Annotated in this window: 15 protein-coding genes; 5 read left to right on the plus strand and 10 right to left on the minus strand. The window is 71.7% G+C overall.

The window, feature by feature from the left end; translation table 11 throughout:
• The first annotated feature begins 19 nt into the window (after positions 1–19).
• The 3 genes from Srubr_RS07955 (at position 20) to Srubr_RS07965 (ending at position 3,370) form a co-directional block, all read left to right on the plus strand.
• Positions 20–709 (plus strand): hypothetical protein, encoded by a 690-nt coding sequence (locus Srubr_RS07955; RefSeq protein WP_189996604.1) that lies wholly within the window; start codon positions 20–22, stop codon positions 707–709.
• 97 nt (positions 710–806) lie between these two features.
• Positions 807–1,619, plus strand: a complete 813-nt coding sequence (locus Srubr_RS07960; RefSeq protein WP_189996603.1) for a thioredoxin domain-containing protein — start codon at positions 807–809, stop codon at positions 1,617–1,619.
• A gap of 80 nt (positions 1,620–1,699) precedes the next feature.
• The gene (locus Srubr_RS07965; protein ID WP_189996602.1) at positions 1,700–3,370 is read left to right on the plus strand and encodes an alkaline phosphatase D family protein; all 1,671 of its coding nucleotides are present in this window, start codon (positions 1,700–1,702) and stop codon (positions 3,368–3,370) included.
• A gap of 4 nt (positions 3,371–3,374) precedes the next feature.
• On the opposite strand, the gene Srubr_RS07970 is transcribed toward Srubr_RS07965, so the two are convergent.
• The gene (locus Srubr_RS07970; protein ID WP_189996601.1) at positions 3,375–3,947 is read right to left on the minus strand and encodes a dienelactone hydrolase family protein; all 573 of its coding nucleotides are present in this window, start codon (positions 3,945–3,947) and stop codon (positions 3,375–3,377) included.
• 107 nt (positions 3,948–4,054) lie between these two features.
• On the opposite strand from Srubr_RS07970, the gene Srubr_RS07975 reads away from it, so the two are divergent.
• The gene (locus Srubr_RS07975; protein ID WP_189996600.1) at positions 4,055–5,161 is read left to right on the plus strand and encodes a mechanosensitive ion channel family protein; all 1,107 of its coding nucleotides are present in this window, start codon (positions 4,055–4,057) and stop codon (positions 5,159–5,161) included.
• 7 nt (positions 5,162–5,168) lie between these two features.
• Here Srubr_RS07975 and Srubr_RS07980 read toward each other — a convergent pair whose 3' ends face one another.
• The 5 genes from Srubr_RS07980 to Srubr_RS08000 form a co-directional block, all read right to left on the minus strand.
• A complete protein-coding gene (locus Srubr_RS07980) occupies positions 5,169–6,755 on the minus strand; it encodes a Na+/H+ antiporter (protein ID WP_189996599.1) in 1,587 nt (528 codons plus the stop codon).
• Between the two features lie 112 nt (positions 6,756–6,867).
• Entirely contained in the window at positions 6,868–7,335 is a 468-nt protein-coding gene (locus Srubr_RS07985) for a GNAT family N-acetyltransferase (protein ID WP_189996598.1), read from the minus strand.
• Positions 7,332–8,276 (minus strand): RluA family pseudouridine synthase, encoded by a 945-nt coding sequence (locus Srubr_RS07990; protein ID WP_189996597.1) that lies wholly within the window; start codon positions 8,274–8,276, stop codon positions 7,332–7,334. Before Srubr_RS07990 ends, Srubr_RS07985 begins: the two co-directional genes overlap by 4 nt.
• A gap of 73 nt (positions 8,277–8,349) precedes the next feature.
• Positions 8,350–8,997, minus strand: a complete 648-nt coding sequence (gene lspA, locus Srubr_RS07995) for a signal peptidase II (RefSeq protein ID WP_189996596.1) — start codon at positions 8,995–8,997, stop codon at positions 8,350–8,352.
• Between the two features lie 59 nt (positions 8,998–9,056).
• Positions 9,057–10,124 (minus strand): TraR/DksA family transcriptional regulator, encoded by a 1,068-nt coding sequence (locus tag Srubr_RS08000; RefSeq protein WP_189996595.1) that lies wholly within the window; start codon positions 10,122–10,124, stop codon positions 9,057–9,059.
• A gap of 605 nt (positions 10,125–10,729) precedes the next feature.
• Between Srubr_RS08000 and ileS the strand changes: the two genes are divergently transcribed.
• Positions 10,730–13,873, plus strand: coding sequence for an isoleucine--tRNA ligase (gene ileS / locus Srubr_RS08005; protein ID WP_189996594.1), 3,144 nt, complete (start codon positions 10,730–10,732; stop codon positions 13,871–13,873).
• 475 nt (positions 13,874–14,348) lie between these two features.
• On the opposite strand, the gene Srubr_RS08010 is transcribed toward ileS, so the two are convergent.
• From Srubr_RS08010 to Srubr_RS08025, 4 genes are all read right to left on the minus strand, one after another.
• Positions 14,349–15,500 carry a DivIVA domain-containing protein gene (locus Srubr_RS08010; RefSeq protein ID WP_189996593.1) on the minus strand — a complete coding sequence of 384 codons (1,152 nt, stop codon included), beginning with the start codon at positions 15,498–15,500 and terminating at the stop codon, positions 14,349–14,351.
• Positions 15,501–15,552: 52 nt separating this feature from the next.
• The gene (locus Srubr_RS08015) at positions 15,553–15,843 is read right to left on the minus strand and encodes a YggT family protein (protein WP_030605475.1); all 291 of its coding nucleotides are present in this window, start codon (positions 15,841–15,843) and stop codon (positions 15,553–15,555) included.
• 59 nt (positions 15,844–15,902) lie between these two features.
• On the minus strand, positions 15,903–16,544 hold the full coding sequence (locus Srubr_RS08020) for a cell division protein SepF (RefSeq protein ID WP_189996592.1): 642 nt from the start codon (positions 16,542–16,544) through the stop codon (positions 15,903–15,905).
• Between the two features lie 128 nt (positions 16,545–16,672).
• The gene (locus Srubr_RS08025) at positions 16,673–17,392 is read right to left on the minus strand and encodes a YggS family pyridoxal phosphate-dependent enzyme (RefSeq protein WP_189996591.1); all 720 of its coding nucleotides are present in this window, start codon (positions 17,390–17,392) and stop codon (positions 16,673–16,675) included.
• Between the last annotated feature and the right edge of the window lie 5 nt (positions 17,393–17,397).

A 17,397-nucleotide genomic window follows, 5' to 3' on the forward strand; every position in this document is an offset into this window, starting at 1 on the left:
GACACACTCTCCAATCGCTATGGACATATCCGGGACCCAGCTCAGAGCCGTGCGCGCGGCGCTGTTCACGGCCTTCGTCGTGACGCTCGGCACCGCGTCGCACGTGCTGCTGTCCCGTGCCCCGCTGCCGGGGGCGACCGTGGCCGCGGTCGCCGCCGGGGTGTTCGTCACCGCGTACGGGCTGGCGGGCCGCGAGCGCGGCTTCGGCCGGATCGCGGCCCTGCTGGTCCCGCTGGAGCTGGCCGCCGACACGGTGTTCACCACCGGTCAGCACGCCTGCTACGGCCGGGCGGGCGGCCCGGTCGCGGGCCCGCTGCGCGCGGTCGGCCTGGACGTGCTGTGCGAGGGCCGGGTGGGCTCTCCGCTGGCCCGGATGGCCGGTCCCGATCCGGCGGGAGAGCTGTTCGCGCACGCCGGCCCGGCCGCCGCCTGGCTGCTGCTGGCCGCACACGTCGGTGTGGGCCTGCTCGCCGCGGCCTGGCTGCGCCGGGGCGAGCGGGCGCTGACCCGGCTGGTGCGCGCGGTCGCCGCCACCACCTTCCGGCCGCTGCTGCTGGCGGTGGCCGCGGTCGTCGTACGGCCGCTTCCGGTCCGCGGGCCGCACCGCCCGGCGCCGCGCCGGGCCACCGCCCGGGACCGGCTCCTCGCGCACTCCCTGGGACGGCGTGGACCGCCGTGCTCCCGCCCCGGCCGGACCGCCCTCGCCTGAGCCACGGCTCCCGCGCGGCGGACGGCACCCGAGCACATCAGTCCCCCACCTACGAACCGCGTACGACATGTGCGCGTCCCCCAGGGAGATCACCACCATGAGCAAGCGGAACAGCCAGGCCGCGAAGACGGCGGCCCGGGAGCGGCTGCGGCAGGAGCGCGAGCGGCAGGCCAAGCGCGACAAGGCCAGGCGGCAGCTGATCGTGGCCGGCTCGGTCGTCGCCGTGCTGGCGGCGGCCGGCGGCATCGGCTACGCCGTCGTCCAGGCCAACAAGCCCGGCTACTGGGAGTCGGCGAAGGACGCCAAGCTGGTCAAGCCGGCCCACGCCACGGGCGAGGACGGCACGACGGTCCTGGTCGGCAAGAGCACCGCCAAGAAGACGCTGGTGATGTACGAGGACCCGCGCTGCCCGGTCTGCGCCTCCTTCGAGCAGGCGGTCGGCCCGACCGTCAAGGAGGACCTCGACGCCGGCAAGTACAAGGTCCAGTTCGTCGGCGCGACCTTCCTCGACAAGGGCCTGACCGGCGAGGGTTCGAAGAACGCGCTGAGCGCCCTGGGCGCGGCGCTCAACGTCAGCCCGGAGGCGTTCCTGGAGTACAAGAGCGCGCTGTTCTCCAAGAAGTGGCACCCGGCGGAGACCGACGACAAGTTCAAGGACGACTCCTACCTGATCGAGATCGCCGACACGGTCCCCGCCCTGAAGGGCAACGCGAAGTTCCAGAAGGACGTCAAGGACGGCACCTTCGACCGGTGGGCGCTGGAGGAGTCGAAGGTCTTCGACAAGGACGGCGTCGAGGCCACCCCGACCCTGAAGATGGACGGCAAGGCCCTGACGGACGCCGGCGGCAAGAACGCGCCGATGACCGTCGAGGAGTTCAACACCGCGCTGGAGGCGGCCCTCAAGGGCTGAGCCCACGACACGCCGAACTGCGGGCGAACTTTCGGGAGTTCGCCCGCCTTCGCGCATACCGATCAGTAACCTGATCGGTCGTGACCAGTCGATACAGATCAGCCGGGGCCGCACAGGACCCCGGCTCGCTTCCGCCCCGCCGCCGTACGGTCGTCAAGGCCGCGGCGGCGTCCACCGTGCTGGCCGGCCCGCTGGCCGCCGCCCTGCCGGCCCGCGCCGCCACCGGCGCCCCCGCCTTCCTGCACGGCGTCGCCTCCGGCGACCCGCTGCCCGACGGCGTGCTGCTGTGGACCCGGGTGACCCCCGTCCCGGAGGCCATACCCGGCTCCGGGCTCGGCCCGGACACCGAGGTCGGCTGGGTCGTGGCCCGCGACCAGGCGCTGACGGACGTCGTCGCCCGGGGCTCCGTCACCGCCACGGCCGCCTCCGACCACACCGTCAAGGCCGACGTACGGGGCCTCTCCCCGGCCACGGACTACTGGTTCCGCTTCTCCGCGGGCGGTACCGACTCCCCGGTGGCGCGCACCCGCACCGCGCCGGCGGCGGACGCGGACGTCTCCTCCCTGCGCTTCGGCGTGGTCTCCTGCGCCAACTGGGAGGCCGGGTACTTCGCCGCCTACCGCCACCTCGCGGCCCGGGGCGACCTGGACGCCTGGCTGCACCTCGGCGACTACATCTACGAGTACGCCTCCGGCGAGTACGGCGCCCGGGGCAAGGTCGTCCGCCCGCACGCGCCGGCGAACGAGATCCTCACTCTCGCCGACTACCGGACCCGGCACGCGACGTACAAGACCGACCCCGACCTGATGGCCCTGCACCTGACGGCGCCGGTCATCGCGATCTGGGACGACCACGAGTTCGCCGACAACGCCTGGCCGGGCGGAGCGGTCAACCACACCGAGGGCGCCGAGGGCGGCTGGGCGGCCCGTCAGGCCGCCGCCAAGCAGGCCTACTTCGAGTGGATGCCGGTCCGCCCGGCCCTCGCCGGCACCACCTACCGGCGGCTGCGCTTCGGCAAGCTCGCCGACCTGTCCCTGCTGGACCTGCGCTCCTTCCGCTCGCGGCAGGCGGCCACGGCGAGCGGCTCGGTGGACGACCCGGACCGCACGCTCACCGGCCGGGCCCAGCTCGACTGGCTCAAGGCCGGACTGCGCGCCTCCGACACGAAGTGGCGGCTGGTCGGCAACTCGGTGATGATCTCGCCGTTCGCCATCGGCTCGCTCTCCGCCGACCTGCTGAAGCCGCTCGCCAAGCTGCTCGGCCTGCCGCAGGAGGGCATCGCCTTCAACACCGACCAGTGGGACGGCTACACCGACGACCGCCGCGAACTCCTGGCCCACCTGCGGTCCAACACGATCAGGAACACCGTCTTCCTGACCGGTGACATCCACATGGCCTGGGCCAACGACGTGCCGGTGGACGCGGGCACCTACCCGCTGTCGCCGTCGGCGGCCACCGAGTTCGTGGTGACCTCGGTGACCTCCGACAACCTGGACGACATCGTCAAGGTGCCCGAGGGCACGGTCTCCGCGGTCGCCGCCCCGGTCATCAGGGCCGCCAACCGGCACGTCCACTGGGTCGACACGGACCGGCACGGCTACGGCGTGCTGGACATCACCGCCGAGCGGGCGCAGATGGACTACTACGTCCTGTCCGACCGCACCGACCCGGACGCCCGCGCCACCTGGGCGCGCTCCTACCGCACCCTGAGCGGCACCCAGAAGGTCGAGCGGACCTACGACCCGGTGTGATCCCTCACCCGAGCGAGCCGAGGAAGCCGAGCGCCACCCGCCAGGTGGCCTCGGCGGCCTCCGCGTCGTAGTCCGGCAGCCCGGGGTCGGTGTAGAGGTGGCCGGCCCCGGCGTACCGGTAGACCTCCACGTCGGCGCCGGTGCGGCCCATCTGCAGATACCAGGCGCTCAGCCAGTCGTCCGGCTCGAACGGGTCGGGTTCGGCCACGTGCAGCTGCACCGGCAGCTCGTCCACGTGCGCGTTCGGCGCGATGTCGGAGGTGCCGTGCAGGAGCAGCAGCCCGCGTGCCTTCTCGTCGCCGAGGGCGAGGGTCTGGGCGACGGAGGCGCCGAGCGAGAACCCGGCGTACACCAGCCCGCGTTCGGAGTAGGGCGCCGCCGCCAGCACGGCCCGCTTCAGCAGTTCCTCCTTGCCGATCCCCTCGTTGAACTCCATGCCCGCCTCGACGGTGTCGAACGTGCGCCCCTCGAAGAGGTCCGGCGTCCACACCTCGTGGCCCGCCGCGCGCAGCCGGTCCGCGGCCTCGCGCACCGCGGGCCTGAGCCCGTAGGTCGAGTGAAAGAGCATGATGTTCATAGGGCCATGGTGCCAGCCGGGCGCACCGGGGGCGCATCGCGGCCCTACCCACGCGCGTCCCGAAGACACATGTTCATGACCGGCCGAAGCCGGTTACGTTCGGAGGCATGGAGACCGTACTCCGCCCCGCGATCGTGGCCGGCGGTGCCGTGGTGCTGACCCTGCTGGTCGGCTGGGCCACGGACCTGCTGCTGCGCAAGGCCGACGACAGGCATGGCGACACCCCGCTGTGGGACCTGCTGCGGCGCGCCCGCGTGCCCTATCAACTCGTACTGTGCGCGGCCCTGCTCAGAGGCTCCTACGACGAGGCCGAGCTGTTCCCGGAGCACCGCACCGGCGTCGGCCGGACGCTGACCCTGGTGCTGATCGGCGCGGCGGCATGGCTGGTGATCCGGATCGCGGCGGCCATAGTCGAGACGACGTACACGCGTTACGCGCGCGCCCACCACGACCCGGCCCGGGTCCGCCGGGTGCGCACCCAGGTGACGCTGATCATGCGGGTGGTGTCGGCGATCGTCGGGGTGGTGGCCGTGGCGGCGATGCTGCTGACGTTCCCGGCGATGCGCGCGGCCGGCGCCTCCCTGCTGGCCTCGGCCGGTGTCCTCGGCATCGTGGCCGGTGTCGCCGCCCAGTCCACGCTGTCCAACATGTTCGCCGGGCTGCAGATCGCCTTCGGCGACATGGTCCGGATCGGCGACACGGTCGTGGTCGACGGCGAGTGGGGCACGGTCGAGGAGATCACCCTGACCTTCCTGACGGTCCGGACCTGGGACGAGCGCCGGATCACCATGCCGGTGTCGTACTTCACCTCCAGGCCGTTCGAGAACTGGTCCCGGGGCACCCCGCAGATGACCGGGATCGTCTACTGGCACCTCGACCACAGCGCGCCGGTGGAGGCGATGCGCGAGAAGTTGCGGGACATCCTGCGCGCCTGCCCGGCCTGGGACGGCCGCGCCTACGGCCTCCAGGTGACGGACAGCACGCCCAACACCATCCAGGTGCGGGCCCTGGTGACGGCCAAGGACGCGGACGACATCTGGACGGTCCGGGTCACGGTCCGCGAGCAGATGGTCACCTGGCTGGCCGCGGAACACCCCTACGCGCTGCCCCGGGTGAACACCGCCGACGCGGTCCTCCCGCCGCACCAGGCCCCCTCTCCCGACGGCACCTCCTTCCGCAGGGCCTACGAGTTCCCGCGCTCGGGTCGCGGCTGAGCGGACGTCACCGCAGGCTCCGTACGTCGAGATGGCGCAGCACCCGGTCCACGATCTCCGGGTCCGCGCCGGGCTCGCTCCGCGCGGCCAGCACCTCGTGCCGCGCGGCGCTGAGCATCTCGTTCTGGATGCGCCGCACCCGTTTGATCCGCTTGACCCGCTGGACCTGGGCCTCGCGCCGCTCGTCCTCCCCCATGTCCGGACTGATCCGGATCCCGATCTCGAAGGCGCGCCGCAGCATCTGCTCGGACAGCTCCTCGGGCAGCTCCTCGACCTGCTCGATCTCCCGCAGCCGGCGCTTGGCCGCCTTCGCCGCCCGCACCGCCAGCTCCTTCTCGAACTCCTTCTCCCGCGCGGCGTCGGCCCGCACCCCGAGCCGCCGCACCAGCCAGGGCAGCGTGAGCCCCTGCACCACCAGTGTGGCGACGATCACTCCGAACGCGATGAAGATGATCTCGTCCCGGTCGGGGAAGGGGGAGCCGTCCTCGGTCCGCAGCGGCACGGCCAGCGCCAGCGCCACCGAGGCCACCCCGCGCATCCCGGCCCACCACATCACGACGGTCTCCCGCCAGCTGACCGGGATCTCCTCGTCGTAGTCCCGGCGGGCGTGCAGCCGTTTGGTCAGCCAGGTCGCCGGCAGCAGCCACAGCAGCCGTACGACCACCACCACGCCCACGACGGCCGCCGCCCAGCCGAGCATCTCGCCCCACCGGCCCTGGGCCGTGTGGACGGCGTTGTGCAGCTCCAGCCCGATGAGCCCGAAGGCGACTCCGGTGACGAGGGTGTCGATGATGTCCCAGAAGGTGTGCCCGGCGAGCCGGGTCAGCACGTCGTCGGCGTCGGTGGCGTACTCGGCGAGGAAGAGGGCGGTGGTGAGCACGGCGAGCACCCCGGAGCCGTGCAGCTTCTCCGCGAGCACGTAGGAGGCGTAGGGCACCAGCAGGGTCATGCCGATCTGGAGCGTCGGGTCGCCCAGCAGGCCCATCAGCTTGTTCGCGCCCCAGCCCAGCGCCAGCCCCACGAGGACCGCGACGACGGCGGACAGCACCAGGTCCAGCCCGGCCCGCCAGGCCGAGAAGGTGCCGCTGACGGCGGCGGCGATCGCCACGTGGTACAGGACGATGGCCGTGACGTCGTTGAACAGCCCCTCGCCCTCCAGGATCGACACCAGCCGGCGCGGCAGCCCCAGCTGTCCGGCGACGCTGGTCGCGGCGACCGGGTCGGGCGGGGCGATCAGGGCGCCGAGCGCGAAGGCGGCGGCGAACGGAAGTCCGGGCACGATCCGGTGGGCGACGAACGCCACGCAGACCATCGTCACGAACACCAGGGCGACGGCCAGCAGGAAGATCGGCCGCACGTTGGCCGCGAACTGCCGCCAGGAGGTGCGGCGGACGGCGGCGTAGAGCAGGGGCGGCAGCAGCCCCGGCAGGATCAGCTCGGGCGGGATGTCCACGTTGGGTACGAAATCCAGCACGGCCAGGACCCCACCGAACAGGGTCATCAGCACCGGCGCCGGCACCCCCAGCCGGTCCCCGACCGGGACGCTCACCAGGGCCCCGAGCAACAGTACGAACAACAGAGCCAGCTGGTCCACGGACGGCGCTCCGGGGGTCGACGATCACACGGCCGGGGTCCAGTCTGCCATCGCGACCTGCGGATTCCGCAGGACATCCCCTCGGCACCGGCCGGTCCGGAGCCGCCGGCTCCTAAAGAGCCCGGCGCATCGCCCGGTGCGGTATGCCGGCGTCCTGGAACTCCGGGCCGTACGCCGTGTAGCCCAGGCGTTCGTAGAAGCCCAGGGCCTGGGTCTGCGCGTGCAGGTCCACCGCCGTGAGGCCACGCGCGCGCGCCGCCTCCTCGATGGCGCGCACCAGGGCCGCGCCGACGCCGAGCCCGCGCGCCGCCCGCAGGACGGCGAGCCGGCCCAGCGCGCCGACCGAGGCGTCCCCGCCGGTCCGGTCCGCCGCCGCCGCGCCGTACAGCAGCCGCCCGGTGCCCAGCGGCCGGCCGTCCTCGTGGACCGCCAGCACGTGCACGGCCACGGCGTCGTGGGCGTCGTACTCGATGTCCTCCGGGACGCCCTGTTCGGCCACGAAGACCTCCTTGCGGACCGCGAAGCAGGCCTCGCGGTCGGCGGGGTCCTCGACGACCCGGACGGTGTGGCGCGGGCTCACGCCCACGTCTCCTCCCGGACCTGGTCGAGGGCCTTCTGGAGGTCTTCGGGGTAGTCGCTCCCGAACTCCACCCAGCGGCCGTCCCCGGGGTGCTCGAAACCGAGGCGGACGGCGTGCAGCCACTGGCGGGTCAGGCGCAGCCGCTTGGCGAGGGTCGGGTCGGCGCCGTAGGTGAGGTCGCCGACGCACGGGTGCCGGTGAGCGGCCATGTGGACGCGGATCTGGTGGGTGCGGCCCGTCTCCAGCTTCACGTCCAGCAGGGAGGCGGCGCGGAATGCCTCGATGAGGTCGTAGTGGGTCACCGACGGCTTGCCGTCGGCGGTGACCGCCCACTTGTAGTCGTGGTTCGGGTGGCGGCCGATGGGGGCGTCGATGGTGCCGCTCGTCGGGTCCGGGTGGCCCTGGACCAGCGTGTGGTAGCGCTTGTCGACCGTGCGCTCCTTGAACTGGCGCTTGAGCGACGTGTACGCGTACTCGGACTTGGCGACCACCATCAGGCCCGAGGTGCCCACGTCCAGGCGGTGCACGATGCCCTGGCGCTCGGCGGCGCCGGAGGTGGAGATCCGGTACCCGGCGGCGGCGAGACCGCCGATGACGGTCGGGCCGGACCAGCCCGGCGACGGGTGCGCGGCCACGCCGACCGGCTTGACGATCACCACCACGTCATCGTCGTCGTGCACGATCTCCATGCCCTCGACCGGCTCCGCGACCACCTGGACCGGCGCGGGCGCCTGCGGCATCTCGACCTCCAGCCAGGCGCCGCCGCGCACCCGCTCGGACTTGCCGACCACCGCGCCGTCGACCTGGACCTTGCCGGCCGCGGCCAGCTCCGCCGCCTTCGTGCGGGAGAAGCCGAACATGCGGGAGATGGCGGCGTCGACGCGCTCGCCCTCCAGGCCGTCGGGCACGGGCAGGGTACGGATCTCGGGAATCGTGCTCACCCGTCGAGTATGCCGGACGGGCCGCGGGCCACCGAACGAGCCTGTGGACAACCCCCCGGCTCCGGCCTCGGCCTCAGTCCCTGTGGACCTTGCCGTCCGGGTCCAGGCCGTAGAAGGACAGCACCACGATCAGGATGCCACCGCACACGATCGCCGAGTCGGCGAGGTTGAACACCGCGAACCCCTTGGGCGCGATGAAGTCCACCACCGCGCCCTCGAAGACGCCCGGCGCCCGGAAGATCCGGTCGGTGAGGTTGCCGAGCGCACCGCCGAGCAGCAGGCCGAGCGCGACCGCCCAGGGGAAGCTGTACAACTTGCGGGCCAGCCGGATGATCACCACGATCACGATTGCGGCGATCAGCGAGAAGATCACCGTGAACGCCGCGCCGAAGCTGAAGGCGGCGCCGGGGTTGCGGATGACGTGCAGTTCCAGCAGGTCCCCGACGACCCGGATCGGCGCGCGGCCCTCCAGCCGGGCGACGACGAGCATCTTGCTGATCAGATCGAGGGCGTACGCGAAGGCGGCCACCGAGAACAGCACGGCGATCCGGCGCCCGCGGCCGGGCTTGTGCGCCGTCTGCCGCCCGGTCGCGCCGTCCGCGCCCGCCTCCCCGGACGCACCGGCGGCCTGGGCGCCGGCGGCCGTACCGGCCGCCGCCGTCTGCTGGTGATCGTCGTCCGGGGTGTCCGGCGTACCGATGATGCGCTCCGCCTCTGCCACGTGAGTCCCTCAGCCTAGGTACCTGACTGGGCACGAGACTACGGCACGGCGGGGCGCCCTCAGGAGCGGCGTTCCTGCTTCTGTTTGCACTCCACGCACAGCGTCGCCCTCGGGAACGCCTGCATCCGGGCCTTGCCGATGGGATTGCCGCAGTTCTCGCACAGACCGTAGGTGCCCGCGTCCAGCCGTTCCAGGGCGCGCTCGGTCTGGGTGAGCATCTCGCGCGCGTTGGCGGCCAGCGCCAGTTCGTGCTCGCGCGTGATGTTCTTGGTGCCGGTGTCGGCCTGGTCGTCGCCGGCGCCGTCCCCGGAGTCCCGCATGAGGCCGACCAGGGACGCCTCGGAGGAGCTGATCTCCGCCCGCAGCCGTTCCAGCTCGGACTGCAGCTCCGCGCGCGCCTCGCCGGCCTCCTGTGGGCTCCAGGGGTCCTCGCCGGGGCGCACCGCCAGCTCGCCGGGCTCCGCCGCGCCCGCCCGCGCCTTGGGAACGGCGGTCTGTTCCGCCGTGGCCGTGCCAGGAGTCTTCTTCGCAACCACCGTCGTGGCTCCCGTCTGCTTGGCGGCCCGCGCCGCGCCCGCTTTCTTGGCCGTGCTCTCGTGCGCCGCCGCCCGCGCCGCGGCCTTCCCCGCGGCGGCCTCCCCGGGGACGGCGGTCTTCTCGGCGGCGTTCTTCCCGGCGGCCGCCGCCGGGACGACCGCGTTCTTCGTGGCCCCCTTCTTCGTCGCCGCGGACTTCTTCGCGACCGCGTCCGCACCCGCTGTCTTCTTCCCCACCGCTTTCTTCCCAGCCGCCGCCTTCTTGCCAACCGCCGCCTTCTTGCCGACCGCGGTCTTCTTGCCGACGGGCTTCTCCTTGCCGTTCGGCGTCTCCTTGGCGATCGCTGTCTCCTTGGCGATCGCCGTCTTCTTGCCGATGGTCGTCTTCTTGGCAACCGCCGCCTTCTTGGCGACGGCCGTCCTCTTGGCGACGGCCGTCTTCGTCCCGGCAGCCGGCTCCTTCGCGGCCTCGCCCTCTTTCGCGGCCGTCCGGCCCGGGGCGGTGCTGTCGGGGGCCGCCTTCCTGGCGGCAGGCCGCGCGCCGGTCTTCCCGGTCGCCGGCTGCTGTACGGCGGTCTTCTTCGCCACCATGGCCGCGGCCCCTTCACATATTGTGATCTTGCTCGCGAATCGTGCTGGGACGATAAATCGACTTGAGTCCCGCGGCAACGGGGCACACCGCCCGATTCGCCCGCCCGCGCCCCCCGAGCCACGGGCCTGCATCCGTTGTGCCCAGCTCCCCGCCGGGTAATCCGCCGCCCCGGGCCGGCCCGGACCGGCTCCGGCACCCCCTCGCCATTCGGGTCATCCGCCCCGGTCACCGGCCGCCCGCCCCCGCCCCCCGGAAAACCGGTCCGCCGCTGTCCGCGCGGCGCCGTACACTGGGCGCAGCGAGAAGCGTGGATGGGGACGAGTAGCGGCGTACGCAGCCCAGAGCGACCCGGGGACGGTGTGAGCCCGGGGGCGAGCGCGACGTGAAGATCACCCCGGAGCCGCCGGAAGAAAGCCGCAGCCGCAGGGCCACGGCGAGTAGAACCGGCTTCGCGAGCCCAATGAGGGGGCTCACCGGCGCATACAGCGTGCCGGGGGGCCAAGGAGGGTGGTACCGCGGGAGCGCGCCGCACACGGCGTACACAGGATCGAAGGCTCTCGTCCCTCCGACGGAAGGCAGCAAGTCCGTTGGAGGATGCTCGCAGATGACAGCGCCGACGTACCGCCAGGTGCCCGCACAGGTCGACCTGCCCGCTCTTGAGCACGCCGTGCTCGACTTCTGGCGCGAGCAGAAGATCTTCGCCAAGAGCCTGGAGCGGTCCGAGGGCCGCCCGGAGTGGGTGTTCTTCGAGGGCCCGCCCACCGCCAACGGCATGCCCGGTGCCCATCACATCGAGGCGCGCGTCTTCAAGGACGTCTTCCCCCGCTTCCGCACCATGCGCGGCTACCACGTGGGCCGCAAGGCCGGCTGGGACTGCCACGGCCTGCCCGTCGAGCTGGCCGTCGAGAAGGAGCTGGGCTTCTCCGGCAAGCAGGACATCGAGGCGTACGGCATCGCCGAGTTCAACGCCAAGTGCCGCGAGTCCGTGACCCGGCACACCGACGCGTTCGCCGAGCTGACCACCCGCATGGGCTACTGGGTCGACCTGGACGACGCCTACCGCACGATGGACCCCGAGTACGTGGAGTCCGTGTGGTGGTCGCTGAAGCGGATCTTCGGCAAGGGCCTGCTGGTCCAGGACCACCGCGTCGCCCCCTGGTGCCCGCGCTGCGGCACCGGCCTGTCCGACCACGAGCTGGCGCAGGGCTACGAGACGGTCGTCGACCCGTCCGTGTACGTCCGTTTCCCGCTCACCTCCGGTCCGCTCGCCGGCCAGGCCGCGCTCCTGGTGTGGACGACGACCCCCTGGACCCTGGTGTCCAACACGGCGGTCGCCGCGCACCCGGAGGTCACCTACGTCGTCGCGACCGACGGCGAGGAGAAGCTCGTCGTCGCCGAGCCGCTGCTCGCCAAGGCGCTCGGCGAGGGCTGGGAGAGCACGGGCCAGACCTTCACCGGCGCCGAGATGGAACGCTGGACGTACCAGCGTCCCTTCGAGCTGGTGGAGTTCCCGGAGCCGGCGCACTTCGTGGTGAACGCCGACTACGTCACCACCGAGGACGGCACGGGTCTGGTCCACCAGTCCCCGGCCTTCGGTGAGGACGACCTCAAGGTCTGCCGCTCCTACGGCCTGCCGGTCGTGAACCCGGTCCGCGCGGACGGCACCTTCGCCGAGGACGTCCCGCTGGTCGGCGGCGTCTTCTTCAAGAAGGCGGACGAAAAGCTCACCGAGGACCTCGCCCAGCGCGGCCTCCTCTTCAAGCACCTGCCGTACGAACACAGCTACCCGCACTGCTGGCGCTGCCACACAGCGCTGCTCTACTACGCGCAGCCCTCCTGGTACATCCGCACGACGGCCATCAAGGACCGGCTCATCCAGGAGAACGAGAAGACCAACTGGTTCCCGGAGACGGTCAAGCACGGCCGGTACGGGGACTGGCTCAACAACAACATCGACTGGGCACTGTCCCGCAACCGCTACTGGGGCACCCCGCTGCCGATCTGGCGCTGCGCGGAGGACCACCTCACCTGCGTCGGCTCCCGCGCGGAGCTGACCGAGCTGACCGGCACCGACCAGTCGGGCCTGGACCCGCACCGCCCGTACATCGACGAGATCACCTTCACCTGCCCGCACGAGGGCTGCTCCCTCGAAGCGGTGCGCGTGCCCGAGGTGATCGACGCCTGGTACGACTCGGGCTCGATGCCGTTCGCGCAGTGGGGCTACCCGTACAAGAACAAGGAGCTGTTCGAAAGCCGGTACCCGGCGCAGTTCATCTCCGAGGCCATCGACCAGACCCGCGGCTGGTTCTACACGATGATGGCCGTCGGCACGCTCGTCTTCGACAAGTCGTCGTTCGAGAACGTGGTCTGCCTGGGTCACATCCTGGCCGAGGACGGCCGGAAGATGTCCAAGCACCTGGGCAACATCCTCCAGCCGATCCCGCTGATGGAACAGCACGGCGCGGACGCGGTGCGCTGGTTCATGGCGGCCGGCGGCTCCCCGTGGGCCGCGCGCCGGGTCGGCCACGGCACCATCCAGGAGGTCGTCCGCAAGACGCTGCTGACCTACTGGAACACGGTCGCCTTCCAGGCGCTGTACGCGCGCACGTCGGAATGGGCGCCGTCCGCGGCGGACCCGGCGCCGGCCGACCGCCCGGTGCTGGACCGCTGGCTGCTGTCCGAACTGCACGCGCTGACCGACCAGGTGACCCAGGCGCTGGAGGGCTACGACACCCAGCGCGCCGGCAAGCTGCTGTCCGCGTTCGTCGACGACCTGTCCAACTGGTACGTCCGGCGTTCCCGCCGCCGCTTCTGGCAGGGCGACAAGGCCGCGCTGCGCACGCTGCACGAGGTACTGGAGACGGTCACCAAGCTGATGGCGCCGATCACCCCGTTCATCACCGAGCGGGTGTGGCAGGACCTGGTCGTCCCGGTCACCCCGGGCGCGCCGGAGTCCGTGCACCTGGCCGCCTGGCCGGAGGCCGACCTGTCGGCGATCGACCCGGAGCTGTCCCAGCAGATGGCGCTGGTGCGCCGGCTGGTGGAGCTGGGCCGCGCCACCCGCGCGGAGTCGGGCGTCAAGACCCGTCAGCCGCTGTCCCGCGCGCTGATCGCGGCCACCGGGTTCGAGTCCCTGGACCCGGAGCTGCACGCGCAGATCACCGAGGAACTGAACGTCTCCTCCCTGGCGTCCCTGTCCGAGGTCGGCGGCAGCCTGGTCGACACGACCGCCAAGGCCAACTTCCGGGCGCTGGGCAAGCGGTTCGGCAAGCGGGTGCAGGACGTGGCGAAGGCCATCGCGGGCGCCGACGCCGCCGCGCTGTCCCTCGCGCTGCGGCAGGGCACGGCGTCCGTGGAGGTCGACGGTGAGACCATCACCCTCGCCCCGGACGAGGTGATCGTCACGGAGACCCCGCGCGAGGGCTGGTCGGTGGCCTCCGACTCCGGTGCCACGGTGGCGCTGGACCTGGAGATCACCGAGGAGCTGCGGCAGGCGGGCCTGGCCCGGGACGCGATCCGGCTGATCCAGGAGGCCCGCAAGAACAGCGGCCTGGACGTCGCCGACCGGATCGCGCTGCGCTGGACCTCCACGGACCCGGCGGTCGTCGCGGCCCTCTCCGAGCACGCCGGTCTGATCGCCGACGAGGTCCTCGCGACCGACTTCGCCCAGGGCGAGGCCGACGGCGGCTACGGCGAGCCGTTCACCGACGAGGGTCTGTCGCTGACGTTCCGCCTGCGCAAGGCGTAGGCGCCGGACAGCCCGAAGGCCCGGTCCCCCCTGCGGGGGCCGGGCCTTCGGTGTCACGCACGAGCGACCGGGTGCGCCGGGGCGGGCCGGATTCGAACCGGCGTCCTCCTAGATGCCATCGAGGCGCGACGACCATCTGCGCTACGCACCCCGGCGCACGGGCCAGACTACCCGAAAACGATCACCGCGGCCTTCTCGGCCCGGGGAAGCCCGGCCGGTGCGGCCCGTGCGCCGCGAGCCGGTTGCCGGCTCCCGTCCGCCCGCGCACCCCGAGCGACACCGCGCGCCGGAAGAGCTTCCACGCGCCCCGCGCACGGGATCACGGCCACGCGGAGAGAGCGCGGCCACGGCCGCGGCACCTCAATCGGCGCTGGGGCGGGTTCCGCGCAAAAGGGCGCGGCCCCGGATCGTGAACCCGGGGCCGCGCCCTGAATGCCGCCGACGCTCAAGGCGTCCTACGCACCGTGCCCGGTGCTCAGTTGTCGTCCTCGTCGATCAGGAACCCGCGCATCGGCGAGGGAGCCTGGCCCATCGGGGACGGACCCTGCGGACGGACCGGGGCCATGGGCTGCGTCATGGCCGGGGTCATCTGCTGCTGGCCGCCGTAGGACGGACCGGACGGGGCCTGCGAACCGCCCATCGACTGGTTGCCGCCGTAGGACGGGGCACCGGCGCCGGCCGGGGCCATGGAGGGCGTCGGGGACGGCGGCAGCGAGGCGGCGGCCGGGGTGCGCGGCGGGGCCAGCGAGTCGTCGGCCTGGGTCTCCAGCTGACGCAGCTGCGACTCCAGGTACGACTTCAGCCGCGTGCGGTACTCGCGCTCGAAGCCGCGCAGGTCCTCGACCTTGCGCTCCAGCGTGGCGCGCGCGGACTCCAGGGAGCCCATGGCGACACGGTGCTTCTCCTGCGCGTCCCGCTCCAGGGCGTCGGCCTTGGCACGGGCGTCACGCTCCAGACCCTCGGCGCGGCTGCGGGCCTCGCCGACGATCTTGTTGGCCTCGGAGCGGGCCTCGGCGATCGCCTGGTCGGCGGTCTGCTGGGCCAGCGAGAGGACACGGGCGGCGCTGTCGCCACCGGGGCCCTGACCGGGGCCGCCCATCGGACCGCCCATGGGGCCACCCATGGGACCGCCCATCGGGCCGCCCATCTGCTGCTGCATGGGCGGCTGACCGCCCATCGGGCCCTGACCCATCGGACCCTGGCCCATGGGGCCGGGACCCTGCGGGCCGCCCTGACCGCCGGGGCCGGCGGGCAGCTGCGGGGCACCGCTCGGCAGCTGGGGCGGACCACCCATGGGGCCGCCCATCTGCTGCTGCGGCGGGCCCGATATCCCGGCGGGCACCGGCTGGCCGGGACCTCGCATGCCCTGCTGCTGGGGGTGCTGCTGCTGCGGATGTTGCTGCTGCTGGTCCTGCTCCGGAGGCTTGCGCGCGTTCTGCTGGTTCTGCGCGGCGGCTCGCGTCGCGGCGGCCAGCTTGGCGCGCAGGTCCTCGTTCTCCCGGAGCAGACGGGTCAGTTCGGCTTCGACCTCGTCGAGGAAGGCATCGACCTCGTCCTCGTCATAGCCTTCTCGGAGGCGGACGGTCGTGAACTGCTTGTTCCGCACGTCCTCGGGGGTCAACGGCATCTCTTCACCTCAACGTTGTCATCGGCAGTCGGCAAGACCGGATCGTCCACCCTCATCTCACGAAACCCTGCACGATGGAGATGAGAATGTAGACGATGATCATCAGTACGAAGAAGGACAGGTCGAGCGCCACGCCCCCGAGACGCAGCGGCGGGATGAACCGCCGCAGAAGCTTCAGCGGTGGATCGGTGACAGTGTAGGTGGCCTCCAGAACGACCACCATCGCCTTGCCGGGTTGCCACGAGCGGGCGAACTGGAAGACGTAGTCCATGACCAGCCGGAAGATGAGGATGACGAGGAACACCATCAGCGCGATGTAGATCACCTGCGCGAACACGCTCATGGCCTGTGGTTCCCTCTCCCCTGTCCATGCTTTTCCGTGCTTCGGTCCTGCGTTGCGTCTCAGCTCTGGTTGAAGAACCCGCCCTCTGCGATGCGGGCCTTGTCCTCCGCCGTGACATCGACGTTAGCAGGAGACAACAGGAACACCTTCTGCGTCACCCGTTCGATGCTGCCGTGAAGACCAAACACCAAACCGGCCGCGAAGTCGACAAGTCGCTTCGCGTCTGTGTCATCCATCTCAGTCAGATTCATGATCACCGGGGTGCCCTCACGGAAGTGTTCCCCGATGGTACGGGCCTCGTTGTAGGTCCGCGGGTGAAGCGTGGTGATTCGGTAAGGCTCTCGTTCCGACACAACCTTGGGCATGATCACCGGCGCGTTCTTCTCCAGGGACTGACGTTCTTGTGTGATGGATGCCACGGGCGCGATGCGCGCCGGACGTCCGGATTCCGCGGCGAGCGAAGTCGAACGGGAAACCGGTTCGCGAGGCGCGGGCGGCTGCACGATCCGCACCTCTTCGTCCCTTTGGGGAGAATGCGCACCATGCGGCTGATGTGACGGTTCGTGCCGCCGGTGGTCCCGCTCGGGCTCCGGGTCCAGCTCCGGCTCGAAGTCGTCGTCGGGGTCGAATCCACGGCCGTCGTACCCATCGTCCTCCACGAGGCCGAGGTAGACCGCCATCTTGCGCATCGCGCCGGCCATGCTCTGAGTCCTCCGCTCTGTGGTGGATCGGCTGACGACTGCCAAGTGCCCGCGATCCACGTGGTCGTTGTGCCCAACTTCACGGGCATTGACCATATTTTCTGCTGTGGTCCGACTTCTTGGCGACGTTACCCGAGCCTGGGTCGGACTCCGAGTACCGCGGTGCCAATGCGCACATGTGTCGCCCCGGCGGCCACGGCCTGTTCGAGGTCCGCGCTCATCCCTGCCGACACCATGGTCGCAGCCGGATGAGCCCGGCGCAGGTCGGTCGACAAATCCATGAGCCGCTCGAACGCCGCCTGTTCGCGTCCCGCGTACTCCCCGGTGAGCGGGGCGACGGTCATCAGTCCGTCGAGCCGCAGCCCGGGCGCGCCGGCGACGAGGTCGGCCAACTCTTCGATTCCGCCGGGGGCCACGCCACCGCGCTCGCCCCGGCCGCTCGCCCCGGCGTCGAGCGCGACCTGGAGCAGACAGCCCACCTCGCGCTCCGCCCGCACCGCCTCCTTCGACAGCGCGGTGACGAGCCGTGCGCGGTCGACCGACTGCACGACATCGGCATAACCGACCACGGAACGCACCTTGTTGGTCTGCAACTGACCGACGAAGTGCCACTTCAGTGACAGATCCGCACAGGCGGCGGCCTTCGGGGCCGCCTCCTGGTCGCGGTTCTCGGCGACATGGCGCACACCGAGCTCCGACAGCGTCCGCACATCGCTCGCCGGGTGGGTCTTGGTGACCACGATCAGGGTCACCTCCTCCCGCTTGCGCCCCGCCGCCGCACACGCGGCGGTGATGCGCTCCTCCACCTTCGCCAGATTCGCGGCGAGTTCGGTCTTACGGTCCGTCATGCCCC

Origin of the sequence: Streptomyces rubradiris, assembly GCF_016860525.1 — a bacterium.
GTDB classification, from domain to species: Bacteria; Actinomycetota; Actinomycetes; order Streptomycetales; family Streptomycetaceae; genus Streptomyces; species Streptomyces rubradiris.